Here is a 17,541-nt window from a genome sequence, read left to right on the forward strand (position 1 = left end):
TCGCCGGCAGCGATCGAAACCTTCCGATTGCTTGGCGGCAAGACGCCGGACGCACATATCAGGTGGACAGAAGTTGTTCCATCATGAGCTGCCTCACCTCATGCCGGAGGCGCCGTTGGCGTTCGACCTCTGTCGTGATCGCATTGAAGCCGGGCAGATCCAGTCCATGCCGCTCCACAATGGCGATCATTTCGGACTGCGCCTTGTTCTTGAGGATCGCCGCCTGCTCAGGTGCAAGCTTTGCGGCCTGGGCGGACAGGCTTTGCCTCATCTTTTGAATGTCCAGGAGGGCTGCGGCATAGGCATGAATTTGCCGAGCTGAGAATTGTGTGGGCCCGACGGCTGGATCTTCTTGCGCGCTATGCCCGCGGTTCGAGGCAGAGACCGGGGCAGCTACCAGAAAAGCCAGGGGTGCGGCTGCGAAGAATATGGCGTGCATAAGCTATCCTTGAACAAAGAATGGAATTTCGGCGGATATGACCGGACGCAGGCCTCGTCGCAAATATCCTACCCCAAGGCATTGAAAAACGCCAGCGTCCCGGTTTATCAGGTCTCCCGCGTCGCTGCGGCCAGATGAAGCATCATCGGCGGCGATCCGTTCGAACCGTTCGGCTTTCCTGGCCTTGCTCCTTCCACTGTACCGCAAAGGGGTTCACATTGCCGGTCGCCCGTTCACGCCGCTTTCTAGCGGCTTCCTTGCTATGGTCGTTGTCCATCGGCTGCGCGCCGGCGGGCCTGCTTGCAGCTCCCGCCCATGCCGCTTCTGTGAAACATGCCACGAAGGCGGCTCGCTCCCAGCCTCCCGCCGATCTTCTCAACGCGGTTGAAGGCCTGGGGCAATCGTTCAAGGGAGAGGTCGGCATTTCGGTGCGCGACCTGGATGAGGGCTGGACCGTTTCCTTCAACGCCGAGCGGATGCTGCCCCAGCAGAGCGTCAGCAAATTATGGGTTGCCATCGCCGTCATGGATGCGGTCGATCGTGGCACATTGTCCTTGTCCGATCCTGTGATGGTGAAGAAGTCCGATTTGACTGTCTTTCACCAGCCCATTCGCTCCCTGGTGACCAAGGCGGGCTATCGGACCACGATCGGCAAGCTGCTGGAGTTGGCGATGACGCGTAGCGCCAACAGTTGCAATGATGTTCTGCTCTGGAAGGTCGGCGGACCTCAGGCGATCCGCGCGATGCTCAAGCGCAAGGGGCTGGACGATGTCGGCTTTGGCCCCGGCGAGCGCAAGCTGCAGGCAAAGACGGCCGGGCTTACGTGGCGGCCCGAATGGGCAGGGGGATGGGGCTTTCTCAAAGCGCGCGCGGCGATGCCCTTTGCCGCGCGCAACCGCGCGCTCAAGCGCTATCTGGCGGATCCCTACGACGGGGCTTCGGCCAATGGCGTGACATTTGGTCTCATGCGGTTGAAACAGGGGAAGTTGCTCAGCGGGCGCTCTACCCGGCATCTCCTGGGTCTGATGCGCGCCAGCAGAACCGGTCCGCAGCGATTGCGCTCGGGCCTTCGCAAGGGATGGACGCTGGCGCACAAGACAGGGACGGGCCAGGAACTTGGCAATCTGGCGACCGGCTACAATGATGTCGGCATTCTCGTCTCGCCCGACGGAAATCGTTATGCTGTGGCGGTGATGATCGCGAGCACGCGCTTGCCGATCCCGGCGCGCATGCGGCTCATGGGCAATGTCACGCGCGCCATCGTCAGGACGGACTGATGCGACCCTTCGCCTTGATCGGTTGCCTGAGCGCGCGGCGCACTGATAAAGCTCGGACAAGGGCGCGTTCGGTCGAAAGTTCAGCTTTTGCCCAAACGTCCGTCATCGTCGATGAGCGTGATTCTTGAGGGCGGGGTGTCGCCCCACCTCCAAAGCACGAGGTTGATATCGTCATCGGTAGCCCCGCGAGCAAAGCTGCGCACGAGCAAGCCATTGAAACCCTCGTCGATGAGGGTTTCGGCGAAGATTTGGCTTTGGGCTTTTCCGGCCTTCTTCATTTGATCGCGCCAGGTCGGATCGCATAGACCGGCCGGGCTCATGCCAAATCTGCTGAGTTCGGCGGGATCGCGCCCGTCGAAGATCTTCTCGAGGTCGGCATGATAGGAGACAATCGTCGTCGGTTGAAGATCGCCGACCTGGTTTGCTTCTCTAATGGCCGTCTGTAATGAGGTTGCGCCGTAGAGAGCGGGAGTTCCCTTGGGATTGAAACGGCCGCCATATAGCTCGGCGCCCCGGCCTGACAGTGGCTCGCGCGCATATACCGGGTTCAGCGCCCGGTAGAGCTTGCCCTGGTAGCGCATGGAAACACTCAGGCGAACACGCCAGCATCGACAGCGTCGACATATTCCAGCACCTCGCTTGCCCTGCCATCCTGCACAAGCTGCATGGCAGTCTGCCCCGAAAATCCGGGCAAGGGTTCAGACCTGTACCAGGCGTAAGCGATGAGCGGGGATCCGAAGCGAGGGCTGGTCTTGCTAATCACCTCGATCATCTCCCTCAAGCGGCGCTGAGTCTTATCTGAGCGCAAGCGTTCTTTGCGCTGGACAGCGTCGCGCCCCAAGCCGGCCGAACGAGCGACCTCTTCGCTTGTTGTGCGGAATGCCGCCGCGATCTTGCTCGGCGCAAACATTCCGTGATCGGCATATTCGAGCAGGCCCATTTCACCGTCCTGACGCAACTATAATGACGCTATATAGCGTCAGTTTGTGCGCCAATCAAGAGGCTGCCCAAGCGTCTCATCCATTCTGAACCAGACAGTCCATCCCTTCCCGACAATAAAAATCGCATAAAAACGCTCCCGGGACGTTTGTGCTATCCACTCTTCTGGAATGGCTGACCGACGAGGAAATGAGCACAGATGTGGAAAAACTCCGGTCCGCTACACCCTGGCAAGGGCGAAAAATCATTTCATGAATAGCTGGCGTGAAACACGCGCTGTACGCGCTGCCCAAACACTGGTTGAAAATCAGTTGCGTGAAGGATTTGCTGAACTCGATTGTCAAACCGCCGACGTCAGGGTCCGGCAACAACTCTATGCGATGCTCGTGGACAAGGCGATCTGCATGGCGCGGCAGCGGCTGCCTGACAATCCGTTTCTCGATGAACTTGTCGAGGCCGGCAAGCCAGAGGTTCTCCCACCGACGCCCGTCCTCATCTGACAGGATCGGACGGCGCACCTGCCATGGGCTCCCCGGCTCAGCTGGCCGCGATCAAGCGATACCCAACGCCCGGTTCGGTCAGCAAAAGGCAGGGGTCTGAAGGATCCTGTTCGATCTTCTGGCGCAGAAGCCCGATATAGACACGCAGATATTGGGTGTCGGTGGTCTCGGCGCCCCAGCCTGCCGCCAGCAACCGCTTGTGGGTGACGACCTGTCCTGCCTTGCGCGCCAAGGTCTGCAGCAGATCATATTCCTTGGGCGACAGCTTGACGGGCTCACCTGACAGCATCACCCGGCGTGTCGGAAAGTCGATCGTCAGGCCGCCCGCGCAATAGGTCGATGCGTCCGCCCTGGATAGCGAATGGCGCCGAACCGCCGCGCGGATGCGGGCCATCAATTCCCCGATCTCGAAAGGCTTGTTCACATAATCGTCGGCGCCCTCATCAAGGGCGGCGATCTTTTCGGTCTCCTGATGGCGGGCCGAGACTACGATGATGGGAACCTCCTGATCAAGGCGGACGCGCTGAAGCAGCGACTTGCCGTCGATGTCGGGCAAGCCCAGGTCGAGCAATATGAGGTCGAACTCGACAGCCTCGATAGCGGCCATGGCGCTGCGTCCGTCCGGCGCGGCGGTGATGCGGTAGCCGGCGGCTTCGAGAACGGGCTGAAGCACGTCGATGAGCGAAGGTTCGTCGTCGACGACGAGGATGTGCAGGGCGGTCATGGGGACGAGGCTTCTGTGACTAGGGGGAGCATGATGGTGATCGTTGTGCCGCGGCCGTCCAGGCCCGGCGAGGCTGCGCCGATCCGGCCGCCGAGCGCTTCTACGAAACCCTTCGCGATGGCAAGGCCAAGGCCGCTCCCGCGCGCCGACGATCGGGGACGGGAAACCCGGTAGAAACGGGTGAATATCTTGCGCAGGTCTTCCTGCGGGATGCCGTGCCCCTCATCGGTCACGGCAATGGCGCAATAGTCGCTGTCGCGGCGGACATGAATGCGGATGCGCGTCCCGTCCTGGCTGTAGGTGATCGCATTGTCGAGCACATTGACGAGCACGAGCTCGAACATGGCCGCATCGACCGTCACGAGCAGATCCTCCTCGCACAAGTGACGTTCGATCCGGCGCTGACCGGCGCGGAGCCGCATTCTCTGGACAATGGCGCTGACCGTATCCGCCACGCTCAATGTCTGCCTGTGCGCGAGCGACTGGCCCGCCTCGAGACGGCTCATTTCCAGAAGATTGGAGGTGTAGCGGTTGAGGCGATCGCATTCGCTGACGATGCCGCGCAGCAGGCGGGCGGCCGCGGCAGGCTCAAGCTGTTCGCGAAACTCGATCAGGCTGGACGCGGACGCGCTGATCGCGGTCAGGGGCGTTCGGAAATCATGACTGACCGACGAGAGCAAGGCCGTCTTGAGTTCCTCGGTTCGGGCCTGCGCCTGGCGTTCGCTGTTGCTCTCCGAGAGCGCGGCGCGTTCAACGGCCAGCGCAATCAGATTGGCAAGGGCGGACATGAAGGCGCTGTCGAGCCGCCGGGCGGACCCATGTTCGAACAGAATGGCTCCTTCAAATCCTGCGGTACTGTCCAGTCGATATAGGGTGTAGGGACCGGTCTCGCGGGGACTCCTCAGCGTCTCCCTCGCCTCGCCGACCAGCCGCAGCCGGCTGTCGGCGTCGCGCGCGTGCTCGGCCTCTTCGAAAGATCCGTCGCGGATGAGGAATAGCGTCGCTGTCGTGCCGGCGCCGCCGGACAGGTGCTCGTCGAGCGCCTTGGCGATGTCGGAGACGCGGAGCGCCGATTGCAGCGATTGGCTGATTTCGAGCAAGCTGCGCAATTGCCGGTTACTGTGGTCTGCGGCGTTCGCCCGGTCCTTGAGCCGGGCTGCCAGGACACCGGCCACGACAGCGCACAGGGTAAACAGCAGCAGTGGGATCACGTCCCTTCCGGTCGAGATCCGGAAGCTGAAAACTGGCTCGACCAGATAGAAATTGTACAGCAGAAATGCGGCGGTCGCCGCCGCGAGGGCTGCGCCCAGTCCACCCAGTGCACCGCAGATCACCACGCCCAGGACAAAGAACAAGGCCGCCGCCACGCGGCCCAGCGCCGGTTGCCCGTAAATGGCGAGGAACCAGGACGGCAGGACAACGAGCGCGGCGAGAAGGATCATTCTCCAGCCTGGCGTGCGGGCTTCTACTCCCATATGCGCCAGGCCGCTACGTGGTTCGCCCGCCATCACGCAATTGCCGCCGTCAACAGACTGCAAAAAGGAGGCATTTCCCAGCTTAGCCGGCAGGGGCTGAATGGTCCATGCATATAAAAGTCATAATAACGCCGTTTCATCATGCCTGTCTAAATATGTCCCGCGAAACGCCCGGCTCAAGGAGGATCGGGCGATCATGAGTGGAAAACATGCACGGCGAATTATCTGCGGAGTTGAGCGTCCGCACCTCATCCATGCGCGATCCGGGTGATATGGCCCGCCCCTGCTGCACAAGGGTGGCATGAACGCGAACATGCCGATCACCGTGGCAGAAAGGACAGGGCGCCCCCGTTTCCCGCGGCCCGTCATCATCCTCGTGGTGGAGGATGAAGCGCTGGTCAGCATGAATGTGTGCGAGTTTCTGGTAGAACAGGAATTCACCGTTTTTGCCGCACAGGACGCTGGAGAGGCGCTCGGCCTTCTTGAGCAGCTGGACGGGAAGGTCGACCTGATGTTTACCGACGTGAACATGCCGGGCGAACTGAACGGCTTTGATCTTGTTCGGCAGGTCTCCATTCGTTGGCCCGCTATGCGGATAGTGATCACGTCGGGCGGCTGCGATCCGGGCGACCTGCCAGCCGATCTGCGCCGATACGGACCCATGCTGATGAAGCCTTATAGTCTGGGCGCCTTGGACGTGCAGATGGTCAACGCCATATTTCCGCCTTCGGAACCGATGACGCTGTTGGCCACCTGAGTTTCAGTTGCAAAGCAACCCTCGCCGCATCCTGGCAATTCCAACCGGGGTCCGGCCTTTATCTGGAGAGAATCAATGTATCGTGCCCTGCCCACCCTGTTTGCGCTTTGCCTGGCTGTTCCCGCCGCGGCGCAGGACAATGCTGCGGCTCCGGCAACCGCGCAGCCGCCTGCTTCTGCGCCGGCTTCTTCTCCCGCGCCGGCGCTCAGCCAGGAGCAGATCATGGCCTTCAACAAGGCGGTCACGGATTTCACCGCTGGCCAGCAGGCGCAGCAAAAAGGCGACAATGCTACCGCCCTTGCCAAATATGATGCTGCTCTCCCGGCGATCCGCGACGCGGTCAAGACCCAGCCGGACAAGATCGACAACGTGAATTTCCTGGCCAACGCGCTCTATGCGACCGCAGCTGCCAACGCTGCTCTGCAAAAGCTGGACGCGGTGGCGCCGCTCTATGAAGAGAGTCTGCCCCACTGGCGCAAGGTCGTGGTCGCCAGGCCCACTGACGCGCAGAGCAGGGGCGTGCTGACGGGCATTCTCATCCAGGTGGGCAATTTCAAGCTTGGCAAGCAGGACAAGGCGGGTGCCGCGCCGCTCTATGCCGAGGCCATTCCGCTCGCCCGCAAGGCTGTCGCCGAACAGGCCAATCCGGTGAACCGGAACCTGCTTCTCGCCGCCTTGATCGGGGCCAGCCAGACAAGTGGGGATACCGCGGTCAAGGCCGAAGCTGCGTCCATGTCGAAGGCGATGATCGCGGACGGCAGCGTGGACGCAGCCAACAAGCCATCCGCGCAGGTCCTTGCCCAGTCCGCGAGCGCGGGTTGACGTCAGCCAGTCAAAGCGTCGTGGCCGGGAGGCTGCGGCGCTTTTGCTCTGGCTAGCGCCACTCGACGATCGGATCGTCCACGCCCGGCTGCACGAACGCCACGCGTTCAAACTCGACCGCGATCAGGCAGCGCGGATCGAACGCAGGGTTCTGCTGAAGACAATGAACCGGCTGCCCATCGGGAAAGCCGGCCAGCCTGCCTTCGAGCTGAAGCTGATAGCCTTGGGGGGAGGGGAGGCGCCCTTCTTCCAGCCTGACAGTGGAGGAATAGGGGCGCCCACCCCGCCGTAATGTCCGGGATCCCTCGGGCGAGTAGAATTGCGCGATCGCCAGTCGTTGCGCGGGGCCATTCGGCACGGCGAGAGGCAGCCCTCCGTCCTCAGCTCTGCACTGGTCCGCGCGGGTCCAGGGGCGCTGTATCCAGAAGCCTTCCACCGCATCGAAGGCTATTCCGGCCGCAAGCGGCTTTACCCACTGCGCGTCGGCAAGATCAGTCGACCGCGCCGTCAACCGCAGCGCGCGGCTCTTCGGATTGAAGGTCCAGCCGGCCCAGGATTGCGGTTCTGTCTCATCCTGCCCTTCTTCCCCGCAGCCAAAGGCGATGCGCAGGACGAAGGAGCGCCCGATGAGCGCAGCGTTGGACGGCGGCAGGGGGGCGCCGCTCGCTACCGCGTCCGCCGCGCGGGCCGCAGCGGCGAGCAGGGCGGCCCGGTCCAGCGGTGGCGGCGGCGTCGGAATGACCGGGATTTTTGGTGCTTGGGCGACCGGCTTGCTTTCCTTGACGTCGGCCTTGTTTTCGACGGGCTCGCGCACCGGTTCCTTCGCGACAAGGAGGAAGGTGAGCGCGGAACCCGCTGCGGCGGCGATCAGCCAGCCCAGGACGGACGACCGGAAATTCTGTTCTGCCATGAGATCAGGCGTAGCAGATCGCGCCGGGCAAATTGACCCCTATGCTTCCGGATTTTCGAGATTTTTTCGCATTTTTCCTGTGTTGACCGCCTCATTATGCTAGCCGATGGGGATGACCCTTGCGCAAATTGTTACCCTGGTCGTGCTCGGCGGCGTGATCGCCGCGTTGATCTGGGACAAGGTACGGGCCGATGTGGTCGCGCTTGCCGGGGCAGCGCTGCTGCTGCTCACCGGCGCGGTGCGCCCGAGCGAAGTCCAGGGCGCATTCGGCAGCCCCGCGATCATAGCGCTCGCCTCGCTCTTCGTCATTGCCCATGCGATGGAACTCTCGGGGTTGCTCGACCTGCTGATCGCCAGGGCGGTTGCGTTATGCAGACGCATCGGCGCGCTGGGCATCTGGCTCCTCATCCTGCTATGTGGCGCCGCGTCGGGATTTCTCAATAACACGCCCATCGTCGTGCTGTCGGCGCCGGTCGTTCGGGACGTGGCGAAATCATTGAGGCTGGATCCCAAGCGATTTTTGATGCCGCTCTCCTATGTCGCGGTGCTGGGCGGCTGCTGCACGCTGATCGGCACCTCGACCAATCTCCTTGTCGACGACATGGCCCGGTCTTCGGGGCAGCCGCCCTTTTCCATCTTCGAGATCACCCCGGTGGGGCTGATCGTCGCCGCAACCGGAGGTCTTTACCTCTTCCTCTTTTCCGGGCGGTTGCTTGCACGGCCTTTACCCGCTCCGCTTGAACGGGTGGAAGCCGTACTCCCGCACCATGTCAGCCATCTGGACATTGCCGGAGATGCGGTCGGCGATATTGAGGATTTTGCCGTGCAAAGGCCGCTGTCACCCACCAGGGCGCTGGTATCGACAGCGATCTTCATCGGTGTCATTGCGCTCGCCGCCTTCAACATCGCGCCCATTGCGGCCTCCGCCTTCGCGGGTGCGGTGCTGCTGATCCTCTTGCGCGTGATCGGCCCGGAGGAAGCCTATGGCGGCCTGCGGCCCGAGATCCTGATGCTGATCGTGGGCATGGTCGTCATCGGCATCGCGCTTGAACAGACCGGACTTGCCGCCTCGGCCACCGATGCGCTCGTCAGCCGGGTAGGCCTGTTCGGTCCGCTGGCCGCTCTCATCCTGCTCTATGGCGCGACGCTCATACTCACCGAACTGCTGTCCAATGCGACGGTCGCAGTCCTGGTGACGCCGATTGCGGTGGCGCTGGCGGAGAGCCTGAGCGTCAGCCCGCGCCCGTTCCTCGTGGCGGTGATGATCGCTGGCAGTGCGGCATTCGCCACCCCTTTTGGCTATCAGACCAATGTGCTGGTCTATCAGATGGCGGGGTACAGCTATCTCGACTTCACCAAGGTCGGCCTGCCGCTCAACCTCATCACCTGGATAGCCGCAGTTGCCGCGATCCACTGGTTCTTCCCCTTTTAGGGCGGGCATTGCGCACTTCATTGTAGTGAGGCGGAAAAGTACAAATGACGGCTTGGGCCTCGACCATATAGGAAGGTACGACTGTTCCTGCATGTTACGAGCTGCTTCCGACTTTTCGCCTCATCGATCATCGCCGCGTGGCCCGCGTCGGAGCAAGGGTCGAAGAGGGCGCCATATCGTCCCGGAGGCAAAGGTCCGTGCTCGTTATGAACGCGGCGCGCCCTTGATCCGAGAGGCTGTCGTTCAAGCCGATTGCGGCATGGTGTTTGACAATCCCGGCCTTAACCAGCCGCCGCGCCATTGCTGACATTCGAGAAAGGGCGATTGGCTTTTGCCCTGACTCGCCTGCCGGCGTGGATCCGGTCCACCGATGAAGCAGACCTAATCGTCCAGGACTCTATGAAGTTCGGCGTCAGCAGACCCCTGTATTGCCGACATGGCATCGATCCGGCCTTTGGAGCCTACTGAAAATTCGCGTATTCGCACTCGGGCATCCGTGCTCTTTACCTGCCCGGCTGGGGGAGAGAATAGGCGATCACCTCATCACCCACTGGCGTCTCCATGAAATGGTGGCCGCCCGCGTAGATGACGACATATTCACGCCCCGCCGCTTCATAGATCATCGGCGTTGCCTGCCCGCCCGCTGGCAGTTTGCGTTGCCACAGCGTCTTGCCGGTCGAAAGGTCGATGGCGCGGATCAGATTATCGGTGGCCGCCGCGATGAAGATGAGACCACTCGCGGTGACGACGGCGCCGCCATTGTTAGGCGTGCCGATAGTCATCGGCAGCATCGATGGGATGCCGAACGGGCCGTTGGTGCGGGCCGTGCCGAAAGGACGATCCCAGATGGTGCGGCCGCTCGCCATGTCGATCGCGCGGATGCCGCCATAAGGGGGCTGCTTGCACAGCATGCCGGTGAGTTTCATGCGCCATCCGGCATTCACGTCAATCGCATAGGGGGTATGCGCCTGCGGATCGCCCGCGCCTTCCGCCCCGCCGATATCGCCCCGCGCCTGTTGACGGGGCGCCCATCCCCTGCGGTTGGCTTCTGCACGCGGGACTAGGCGGACATAGTTGGGCATGTCGTTATAATTTGCCACGATCACGCCGCGCCGCGGATCCACCGCGATCCCGCCCCAGTCTGTGCCGCCATTATAGCCAGGATATTCTATCGAACGCCGCCTGCTTTCCGGTGGCGTGAAAAAGCCCTTGTAGCTTGCCTGCCGGAATTGGATCCGGCAGATCAACTGGTCGACAGGCGACATGCCCCACATGTCGCGTTCGGTCAGGTCGGGTTTGCGCAGCGTGTGCCAACGCGAATAGATTTGGAAAGGCGACCTTTGGGCGGGCTCCACGCCGCCGCCCGGCGCGCGCATCACGCCGACCGGCGTCAGCGGCTTGCCCGTGCGCCGGTCGAGAATATAGATGTCTCCCTGCTTGCTCGGCAGTACCAGCGCGGGTGTACCGCGATAGTCGACCAGCGTCGCCTGTGCGCCAAAGTCATAATCCCACACGTCCTTGCGCACCGCCTGGAAGCGCCAGCGCGGCTTGCCCGTGTTCACGTCCAGCGCCACCAGCGAGGTGGCATAGAAATTCTCAGGCGCTCGGCGCAGGCCACTATAATAATCCGCTGCGGCATTGCCCATGGGAAGGTAGACAAGACCAAGCGTCTCATCGGCGCTGGCAATCGTCCACATATTGGGTGTGCCGCGCGCCCAGGTCTGTCCAGGCGGAGGATAGCCGTTCCAGTCGGGATGCATCATGTCCCAGGCCCAGCGCAGCTTGCCCGTCATGGCGTCGAAGCCCCGGATGACGCCCGAAGGAGCCCAGCGGTCCTGTCCGTCGAGCACTTGATGTCCAGTCACAACCACGCCCCGCACGATCGTGGGGGGTGAATTGATCGAGACATAGCCGGAAGGCGTTTCGCCCATGCCAATCTTGCTGTCTACCTGTCCGTTCGACCCAAAATCCTGACATGGCTTGCCGGTGAGCGCGTCGATGGCAAACAGGCGCGCATCCAGCGTGCCCCAGATGATCCGCGTGGCGCAATCCTGATCCGGCGGCGCCTGCGGAACAGCATAATAGCTTACGCCCCGGCAGGCGGCGGTATAGGGGATGGCTGTGTCGGGCACGCGCGGATCGAAGCGCCAGCGTTGGCGCCCCGTTCGCGGGTCGAGCGCGATGACGATGCTCTTGGGAGTGCAGACATAAAGCGTATCGCCGATCTTCAGCGGCGTGTTCTCCGCACCATAGGTGTTCTTGGCGGCTTGCGAGGGAAGATCGCCGGTGTGCGTGAGCCAGACCTGCTCGAGCGCTGACACATTGGCGGGTGTGATCTGGACAAGAGGCGAGAAACGCCGCGCACTGTATGATCCGCCATAGGCAGGCCAGTCGGCGCCAGCCTGTAGGAGCGCGGGGTCCGCCATAGCGGTGGAAGGCACGGGAAGAGCAAGCCGCGCCCTGGGCTCGTTGACCTGCGCCAGCGTAAAGCCGGTGAGGGCAGTGAGCAGAATAATCCCGGCGATCGCTCCGCCCGCCAGCTTCCACCGGTCGGGGCGGACCGAGAGCAGCGGCATGATGAGCAGCACGCCGATCAGCAGCACCAGGGGTGCGATAACGCGCGGGATGAGGGCCCAGCCATTCGTGCCCACCTCCCACAATGCCCAGATGATCGTCGCGCCAACGATGGCCATGTAAAGCCATGCACCCGTCATTCGCCGCTGGTACAAGAGCCAGCCCGAGACGAGCATGCCCATGCCGGCGATCAGATAATAAGGCGATCCGCCGATGATGAGGAGCCATGCGCCGCCGATCGTCAGGACCAGGCCAATCATCCCGATCAGGCCTCCCATGAGCGTTGTCGCCCATCGCGACCCGGTTCTGGTCGGCGGAACAGTCTCGGCCATGGCGCACCCCATCGATGTGGAAGGTGAAGGGCTAACGGAAAACGGACCCATACTGTTCCGTTCGAGGCTGATTTCACCCTTGAGCGAACGAGCCGTCCGGCTGTGCGATGCAGGTTCCCGCCAGTGGGCCCGACAGTTACGCGGCTGTCATTGCCGCCAGGTCAGCGCCAGCGGGGCGCTGGAACAGTCGCAGCCCGAATTCCGGGAGGATCGCGAGCAGATGATCGAAGATATCCGCCTGGGCTCCCTCATATTCTGCCCATATCGTGCTGTTTGCAAAGGCGTAGATTTCAAGCGGAAGGCCGTTTTCGCTCGGAGCGAGCTGGCGCACGAGCAAGGTCTTGTCCTGTGCGATGTCGCGGCGCGATTGCAGATAGGCCAGCACATAGGCGCGGAAGGTGCCGATGTTGGTCAGCCGCCTGCCATTGATCGTGCCGTGCGCTCCATGCTCGGCATTCCACTGCTCGATTTCGCGCTGCTTGGACTGCAGATAGGGCCGCAGCACGGAGAAGCGGCCCATGCTGTCCGTGTCGTCCTCGTCCAGAAAACGGACACTGCCCTGGTCGATCATCAGTGAACGCATGATGCGGCGTCCACCCGACTCCGCCATGCCGCGCCAGTTGCGGAAGCTCTCCGAAATCAGCCGGTGCGTGGGAATGGTCGTGATCGTCTTGTCGAAATTCTGGACCTTGACCGTGTGCAGAGCGATGTCGATGACGTCTCCATTGGCGTTGAACTGCGGCATCTCGATCCAGTCGCCCACGCGCATCATGTCGTTCGACCCGATCTGTACCGACGCGACCAGCGACAATATGGTATCCTTGAATACCAGCATCAGCACTGCGGCCATGGCGCCAAGGCCAGACAGCAACAGGAGCGGCGACTGGTCCATGAGCGCTGCGATGATCAGGATCGCGGCCGCAGCGTAGACAAGCAGCTTGCCCAGTTGCACATAGCCCTTGATCGGCCGGTGGGCGGCGTCCGGGCGGCGCTGATAGAGATCGTTGAGCAGCGCGAGGAAGCCATTGAGGGCGACGGCGATGGTCAGGACGATGAATGCCGTGCAAAGGCTGCGCACGAATGTTGCCGCCTCAACGGGCAGGTGCGGCACTGCCCCGATGCCGCCTTGAATAATAAGTGCGGGCACGATGTTCGACAGCCGCGCCACGATCGCGCCGATATGCTTGGCCTCGACATGAAAGGGCAGCTGTCCAAGGAGGCGTAGCAAAAGCCGCAGCACGATCCGCTTGGCGACCCAGTTCGCGCCCCAGGCGAACAGGATCAGCAGCAGGAATGCGAGGCCGCCCTGCATCCATGGTTCGGTGACATAGCCGCGGGTCAGCGTCGAAATGCTGTCGTTGGAAACCGGAAGATTGGTGATCAAGCCTGCTTCTCCTGGAAAGGATCGTCTTGCAGCGAGTGGCCCGCCGTCTCGGGCATGAAGCGCAGCGCGAGCAAGCCGACGATGCAGGCCAGGATCATATAATAGGCCGGCATCAGCTCGTCGCCGGTCAGGCCAATGAGGCCGCTGCCGATCGCCGGCGCGGTCCCGCCGAAGATGCTCGTGGAAACATTGTAGGCGATGGCGAAGCCCGCGAAGCGCACCTGTGTCGGGAACAATGCAGGGAAGGTCGCCGAAATGGTCGCAAGCTGCGGCACATAAAGCAGGCCAAGCAACAGGAATCCTGTGATCGCGCCGATCAGGCCGGTCGCCATCAGCATGTAGAGCGGCACGACCGCGACCAGCAGGCCGACAAGCGACATCCGCCACATCGTTCGCCGCCCAACCCGGTCGGACAGAGCCCCGGCAAAGGGCAGGGCCGCCATCATCAGCAGCATGCCGATGATCGGTACGATCAGCGCCTGATCGCTTGTGAGGCCGATCCGCCTTTGCAGATAGGTCGGCATATAGCTGAGCAGCGTATAGTTGACGACGTTGAGCGCCACGACCAGCCCGCCGACGACCAGCATGGGCCGCCAGTGCCGCCGCACCAGCAACGGCAGGCCGGGTGAGGGGGGCGGGCCGCTATCATGCAGCGCCGCGGCCGCGCGGAAGACCGGCGTGTCTTCCATCTTCGAGCGCAGATACATGCCGACCAGTCCCATGGGGGCCGCCACCAGGAAAGGAATTCGCCAACCCCAGGCGTGCATCGCCGTATCTCCCAGCATCAGAGAGAAACCCAGCATCAGCGCTGCGCCGAGCGAAAAGCCCGCCAGCGTCCCGAACTCCAGAAAGCTGCCGTAGAAGCCGCGCCGGTCGTCGGGCGCATATTCCGCCATGAAGGTCGCGGCGCCGCCATACTCCCCGCCGGTCGAAAAGCCCTGCACCATGCGCAGCGCGATGAGCAGCGCCGGCGCCCATAGGCCGATGCTCGCATGATCCGGGATCAGCCCCACGCACAGCGTTGCCCCGGACATCAGCAATATGGTGAGCGCCAGGACCGACTTGCGTCCGAGGCGGTCGCCCAGCGGCCCCCAGAACAGCCCGCCCAGCGGCCGGACCAGGAAGGAAATCGCGAAGGTCGCCAGTGCAAACAGCACGGCCTCGTCCGTGGGGCCCGGGAAGAGCGCTGCGGAAATATAGGTGACCCCATAGGCATAGATGCCATAGTCGAACCATTCGGTCGCATTGCCCATGGCCGACGCGGCGATGGCGCGGCGCAACGTGACGTCGCCCGCCGTCGTGGGGGAGGCGGCTACCGTCCTGTGACTGGAAATCGCGGTCATGTCGTCTGTCCTTGGGTCAGCGTCTCGTCTGCGCTGTTGGGATCGAGCAGCGAAGCCATGGGCGTGGTGCGGGGCAGGACCTGGAAATCCTGCTGATATCTAACCGGCACCGGCTCGGACGCGCGCTGGCGCCACAAGCCGACGGTCATGGCGAGCCCGGCGCACAGCGCGATGAAGAGAAACAACCCGCCGGTTCCAAAGGCGGTCATGGCGCCGGCTGCCAGCAGCGGCCCGAGCGCTGCGCCGAGGGAATAGAGAAGCACCAGCCGTCCGCTTGCCGCCACGCGCTCGGTCTCCAGCAGCCGGTCGTTGCAATGGGCCACGCACAGCGGATAGAGCGCGAAGCTCAATCCCCCGAACAGCGCGCCGAGGCCCGTCAGCCACAGGCCATCCTGGCCGAGCGACAGCGCCATGCTGACCAGCGCCGCCGCCGCGAAGCTGCCGATGATCACCTGCCTGCGGTCATGTCGATCCGACAGCCGGCCCAAAGGCCATTGCAGCGCCACGCCGCCCAGGATGACGAACATCATGAACCTGGCGGTTTCGGGCAGATCCAGACCCAGCCGTCTCACATGCACGGCCGCCAGCCCATAAAATGCGCCCAGCATCAGGCCCGTCGCGACAGCGCCCCAGGCGCCGAGCGGCGAGGCCGCCAGCAGCGACCGGATCGAAAAGGCGCTGGCCTCCACTGGCGCAGGTGCGGCACTGCGCGTGAGGCACAGCGGGATGATCGCCAGCGAAATGAGGATGGAGGCAAGCTGGAATGGAATGGCCGGCAGGGCGCCGCTTGCCCCCAGCAGCAATTGGCCGATAGCCTGGCCGGAGTAGAGCGCCACCATATAGGCGGCCAGCACGCTGCCGCGCATTTGCGGCTCCGCCCGGTCGTTAAGCCAGCTTTCAAGGCACACGAACACGCCCGCGACGCACATCCCGTCGACCAGCCGCAGCAGCATCCAGAACAGCGGATGCGACAGCAGCACATAGGACAGGGTACTCGCCGACAGCAGCGCGACGAAGGCAGCGAAGGCGCGGATGTGTCCCACCCTCCGGACCACGCCTCCCGCGCGCAGCGACCCGATGATCAGCCCGCCGAAATAAGCGGTGGCGACGATGCCGATCGTCATCGTGCCGCTGCCGGCCCGATTCAGCCGCAGGCTGATCAGCGTCGCCAGAAAGCCGCTGCCCGCCATCAGCATGAAGATGGACAGCAAAATGCTGCGGACGGGTTTGATGGCCAAGAACATTATGTCTTAAGCGGCCTGGCCTGGCATGCCCGTCCTTTCGGTCATAGAGCCTGATACCGGCACGATCGGCTGCAGCTCGCCTCGCGCTGCGATGAATTCCGGACGCGGCTTTTCGACCCCGAAAGGTGCACAGAGCCGGTTGCTGAGGGCATTATAGACCAGAAAGGCGTTGGCCCGGGGGAAGGGAGTGATATTGCCGTTCGATCCGTGCATGATGTTGCAGTCAAAAATCACGACCGACCCTGGCTGGCCCGTCGGCGCGACGATGCCATGCCTGTGCGCCAGTTCGGCCAGGCTGTCCTCGTCCGGCACGCCATATTCCTGCCGTTTGAGCGACATGCGGTAATGATCCTCGGGCGTTTGCCCGACGCAGGTCAGGAAGCTGCGATGCGATCCGGGGATCAGCATCAGCGGCCCGTTATGGGCCATGTTTTCCGCCAGCAATACCGACATGGACAGGGCCCGCATGCGCGGCATCCCATCCTCGACATGCCAGGTCTCGAAATCGCTGTGCCAGTAGAACTCCTTGCCCTGGAAGCCGGGCTTGTAGTTGAGGCGCGACTGGTGGATGTAGACCTCGTCACCCAACAGAAACCGTGCGACGCTCGCCAGCCTGTTGTCGGCGGCCAGTCTCGCGATGACCGGGCTTTGCGCGTGAATGCGGAAGATCGAACGGATTTCGCGGCTGCCCGGTTCGCTGATCACCGTTTCATCCTCCAGCGCGTCCGGGTCCGACAAAAGCTGGCCCGCCTCGCTCTGAAGGAATGCGATCTCCTCGCTGGAAAACAGATTTTCCAGTACCAGATAGCCGTCGCGCTCGAACTGCGCGGCCTCGTCCCTGCCGATTGGCGCGTCCTTGCTCCACGCGCTATGAACGACTGGATCGAGGCGCGGCAGAAACTCCGCCATCTTGGCATGGCGGGATGGGTAGATGTCTTGCAAGGGACTGCCCCCTTTCATCTTCGGTCAATTACTCAGTGCAGACGCGCGGATCATGTCGGCTTCGGCCGGGTAAGTGCCGTTCTCGTCATGTACTTCCCTGCCGGTGACCGGCGGGTTGAATACGCAGGCGCACAGGATGTCGGTCGTGGGGCGCACAATGTGCCTGTCATGCGCGTTGAGCGCATACATGACACCCGACGCAAGCTGGTGCGTGATGCCCGTGCCCAGATCCTCGATGGTGCCATTTCCCTTCAGCACCAGCACCGCTTCCAGATGGTTCTGGTAATGCATGTGGATTTCCTCACCCGCATACATGGTCGTGATGTGGAAGGAAAAGCCCATATTGTCGTCCTTCAGCAGCAAGCGCGCGCTTTCCCACTGTTGCGACTTCACATTTCGGTCCGATTTACGGATGTCCTGCAGTTTGCGAACGATCATGATATCTCC

17 protein-coding genes are annotated in these 17,541 nt (G+C 62.8%); 5 read left to right on the plus strand and 12 right to left on the minus strand.

Annotated elements, in window-relative coordinates; all coding sequences use genetic code 11:
* Nucleotides 1–58 precede the first annotated feature (58 nt).
* Nucleotides 59–439: a DUF4168 domain-containing protein gene (locus TZ53_RS24800; RefSeq protein WP_044663528.1), complete on the minus strand. Its 381-nt coding sequence runs from the start codon at nucleotides 437–439 to the stop codon at nucleotides 59–61.
* A gap of 326 nt (nucleotides 440–765) precedes the next feature.
* Between TZ53_RS24800 and TZ53_RS24805 the strand changes: the two genes are divergently transcribed.
* On the plus strand, nucleotides 766–1,716 hold the full coding sequence (locus tag TZ53_RS24805) for a serine hydrolase (protein ID WP_044663616.1): 951 nt from the start codon (nucleotides 766–768) through the stop codon (nucleotides 1,714–1,716).
* A gap of 80 nt (nucleotides 1,717–1,796) precedes the next feature.
* Here the strand turns inward: TZ53_RS24805 and TZ53_RS24810 are convergent, their stop codons facing one another.
* Together TZ53_RS24810 and TZ53_RS24815 are read right to left on the minus strand one after the other, a co-directional pair.
* Complete coding sequence (locus TZ53_RS24810; protein WP_044663529.1) at nucleotides 1,797–2,297, minus strand: RES family NAD+ phosphorylase; 501 nt, start codon at nucleotides 2,295–2,297, stop codon at nucleotides 1,797–1,799.
* An 8-nt stretch (nucleotides 2,298–2,305) separates the two neighbouring features.
* Nucleotides 2,306–2,656 carry an MbcA/ParS/Xre antitoxin family protein gene (locus tag TZ53_RS24815; protein WP_044663530.1) on the minus strand — a complete coding sequence of 117 codons (351 nt, stop codon included), beginning with the start codon at nucleotides 2,654–2,656 and terminating at the stop codon, nucleotides 2,306–2,308.
* 250 nt (nucleotides 2,657–2,906) lie between these two features.
* On the opposite strand from TZ53_RS24815, the gene TZ53_RS27045 reads away from it, so the two are divergent.
* On the plus strand, nucleotides 2,907–3,155 hold the full coding sequence (locus tag TZ53_RS27045; RefSeq protein WP_157009891.1) for a hypothetical protein: 249 nt from the start codon (nucleotides 2,907–2,909) through the stop codon (nucleotides 3,153–3,155).
* A gap of 37 nt (nucleotides 3,156–3,192) precedes the next feature.
* Here TZ53_RS27045 and TZ53_RS24820 read toward each other — a convergent pair whose 3' ends face one another.
* Both TZ53_RS24820 and TZ53_RS24825 read right to left on the minus strand, forming a co-directional pair.
* The gene (locus TZ53_RS24820) at nucleotides 3,193–3,879 is read right to left on the minus strand and encodes a response regulator transcription factor (protein WP_044663531.1); all 687 of its coding nucleotides are present in this window, start codon (nucleotides 3,877–3,879) and stop codon (nucleotides 3,193–3,195) included.
* On the minus strand, nucleotides 3,876–5,321 hold the full coding sequence (locus tag TZ53_RS24825) for an ATP-binding protein (RefSeq protein ID WP_044663532.1): 1,446 nt from the start codon (nucleotides 5,319–5,321) through the stop codon (nucleotides 3,876–3,878). Before TZ53_RS24825 ends, TZ53_RS24820 begins: the two co-directional genes overlap by 4 nt.
* A 334-nt stretch (nucleotides 5,322–5,655) precedes the next feature.
* Here TZ53_RS24825 and TZ53_RS24830 point away from each other — a divergent pair, with 334 nt between their 5' ends.
* Both TZ53_RS24830 and TZ53_RS24835 read left to right on the plus strand, forming a co-directional pair.
* Nucleotides 5,656–6,111 (plus strand): response regulator, encoded by a 456-nt coding sequence (locus tag TZ53_RS24830; protein WP_230463522.1) that lies wholly within the window; start codon nucleotides 5,656–5,658, stop codon nucleotides 6,109–6,111.
* A 75-nt stretch (nucleotides 6,112–6,186) separates the two neighbouring features.
* Nucleotides 6,187–6,933 carry a hypothetical protein gene (locus TZ53_RS24835; protein WP_044663533.1) on the plus strand — a complete coding sequence of 249 codons (747 nt, stop codon included), beginning with the start codon at nucleotides 6,187–6,189 and terminating at the stop codon, nucleotides 6,931–6,933.
* Between the two features lie 52 nt (nucleotides 6,934–6,985).
* Here the strand turns inward: TZ53_RS24835 and TZ53_RS24840 are convergent, their stop codons facing one another.
* Nucleotides 6,986–7,843 carry a hypothetical protein gene (locus TZ53_RS24840; RefSeq protein ID WP_044663534.1) on the minus strand — a complete coding sequence of 286 codons (858 nt, stop codon included), beginning with the start codon at nucleotides 7,841–7,843 and terminating at the stop codon, nucleotides 6,986–6,988.
* Between the two features lie 112 nt (nucleotides 7,844–7,955).
* Here TZ53_RS24840 and TZ53_RS24845 point away from each other — a divergent pair, with 112 nt between their 5' ends.
* Nucleotides 7,956–9,275 (plus strand): SLC13 family permease, encoded by a 1,320-nt coding sequence (locus tag TZ53_RS24845; RefSeq protein ID WP_044663535.1) that lies wholly within the window; start codon nucleotides 7,956–7,958, stop codon nucleotides 9,273–9,275.
* Between the two features lie 503 nt (nucleotides 9,276–9,778).
* Here TZ53_RS24845 and TZ53_RS24850 read toward each other — a convergent pair.
* From TZ53_RS24850 to TZ53_RS24875, 6 genes are all read right to left on the minus strand, one after another.
* Nucleotides 9,779–12,109 (minus strand): membrane-bound PQQ-dependent dehydrogenase, glucose/quinate/shikimate family, encoded by a 2,331-nt coding sequence (locus tag TZ53_RS24850; protein WP_238320205.1) that lies wholly within the window; start codon nucleotides 12,107–12,109, stop codon nucleotides 9,779–9,781.
* Nucleotides 12,110–12,317: 208 nt separating this feature from the next.
* Complete coding sequence (locus TZ53_RS24855; protein ID WP_044663537.1) at nucleotides 12,318–13,565, minus strand: mechanosensitive ion channel family protein; 1,248 nt, start codon at nucleotides 13,563–13,565, stop codon at nucleotides 12,318–12,320.
* Nucleotides 13,562–14,908, minus strand: a complete 1,347-nt coding sequence (locus TZ53_RS24860) for an MFS transporter (protein ID WP_044663538.1) — start codon at nucleotides 14,906–14,908, stop codon at nucleotides 13,562–13,564. The genes TZ53_RS24855 and TZ53_RS24860 overlap by 4 nt, the downstream gene beginning before the upstream one ends.
* A complete protein-coding gene (locus tag TZ53_RS24865; protein WP_044663539.1) occupies nucleotides 14,905–16,152 on the minus strand; it encodes an MFS transporter in 1,248 nt (415 codons plus the stop codon). Before TZ53_RS24865 ends, TZ53_RS24860 begins: the two co-directional genes overlap by 4 nt.
* 6 nt (nucleotides 16,153–16,158) lie before the next feature.
* Nucleotides 16,159–17,094, minus strand: a complete 936-nt coding sequence (thpD, locus tag TZ53_RS24870; protein ID WP_044663618.1) for an ectoine hydroxylase — start codon at nucleotides 17,092–17,094, stop codon at nucleotides 16,159–16,161.
* Nucleotides 17,095–17,118: 24 nt separating this feature from the next.
* Nucleotides 17,119–17,532, minus strand: coding sequence for an ectoine synthase (locus TZ53_RS24875; RefSeq protein WP_044663540.1), 414 nt, complete (start codon nucleotides 17,530–17,532; stop codon nucleotides 17,119–17,121).
* Between the last annotated feature and the right edge of the window lie 9 nt (nucleotides 17,533–17,541).

It is taken from the genome of Sphingobium sp. YBL2, from assembly GCF_000943805.1.
GTDB lineage: Bacteria > Pseudomonadota > Alphaproteobacteria > Sphingomonadales > Sphingomonadaceae > Sphingobium > Sphingobium fuliginis.

What these genes read in the sequence shown, in the direction of transcription:
- TZ53_RS24840 (WP_044663534.1), bottom strand. Translation starts at nt 7,843, where the DNA reads ATGGCAGAACAGAATTTCCGGTCGTCCGTCCTGGGCTGGCTGATCGCC.
- TZ53_RS24845 (WP_044663535.1), top strand. Translation starts at nt 7,956, where the DNA reads ATGACCCTTGCGCAAATTGTTACCCTGGTCGTGCTCGGCGGCGTGATC.
- TZ53_RS24820 (WP_044663531.1), bottom strand. Translation starts at nt 3,879, where the DNA reads ATGACCGCCCTGCACATCCTCGTCGTCGACGACGAACCTTCGCTCATC.
- TZ53_RS24830 (WP_230463522.1), top strand. Translation starts at nt 5,656, where the DNA reads ATGAACGCGAACATGCCGATCACCGTGGCAGAAAGGACAGGGCGCCCC.
- TZ53_RS24815 (WP_044663530.1), bottom strand. Translation starts at nt 2,656, where the DNA reads ATGGGCCTGCTCGAATATGCCGATCACGGAATGTTTGCGCCGAGCAAG.
- TZ53_RS24800 (WP_044663528.1), bottom strand. Translation starts at nt 439, where the DNA reads ATGCACGCCATATTCTTCGCAGCCGCACCCCTGGCTTTTCTGGTAGCT.
- TZ53_RS24860 (WP_044663538.1), bottom strand. Translation starts at nt 14,908, where the DNA reads ATGACCGCGATTTCCAGTCACAGGACGGTAGCCGCCTCCCCCACGACG.
- TZ53_RS24850 (WP_238320205.1), bottom strand. Translation starts at nt 12,109, where the DNA reads ATGATTGGCCTGGTCCTGACGATCGGCGGCGCATGGCTCCTCATCATC.
- TZ53_RS24825 (WP_044663532.1), bottom strand. Translation starts at nt 5,321, where the DNA reads ATGATCCTTCTCGCCGCGCTCGTTGTCCTGCCGTCCTGGTTCCTCGCC.
- TZ53_RS24875 (WP_044663540.1), bottom strand. Translation starts at nt 17,532, where the DNA reads ATGATCGTTCGCAAACTGCAGGACATCCGTAAATCGGACCGAAATGTG.
- TZ53_RS24835 (WP_044663533.1), top strand. Translation starts at nt 6,187, where the DNA reads ATGTATCGTGCCCTGCCCACCCTGTTTGCGCTTTGCCTGGCTGTTCCC.
- TZ53_RS27045 (WP_157009891.1), top strand. Translation starts at nt 2,907, where the DNA reads ATGAATAGCTGGCGTGAAACACGCGCTGTACGCGCTGCCCAAACACTG.
- TZ53_RS24865 (WP_044663539.1), bottom strand. Translation starts at nt 16,152, where the DNA reads ATGTTCTTGGCCATCAAACCCGTCCGCAGCATTTTGCTGTCCATCTTC.
- TZ53_RS24810 (WP_044663529.1), bottom strand. Translation starts at nt 2,297, where the DNA reads ATGCGCTACCAGGGCAAGCTCTACCGGGCGCTGAACCCGGTATATGCG.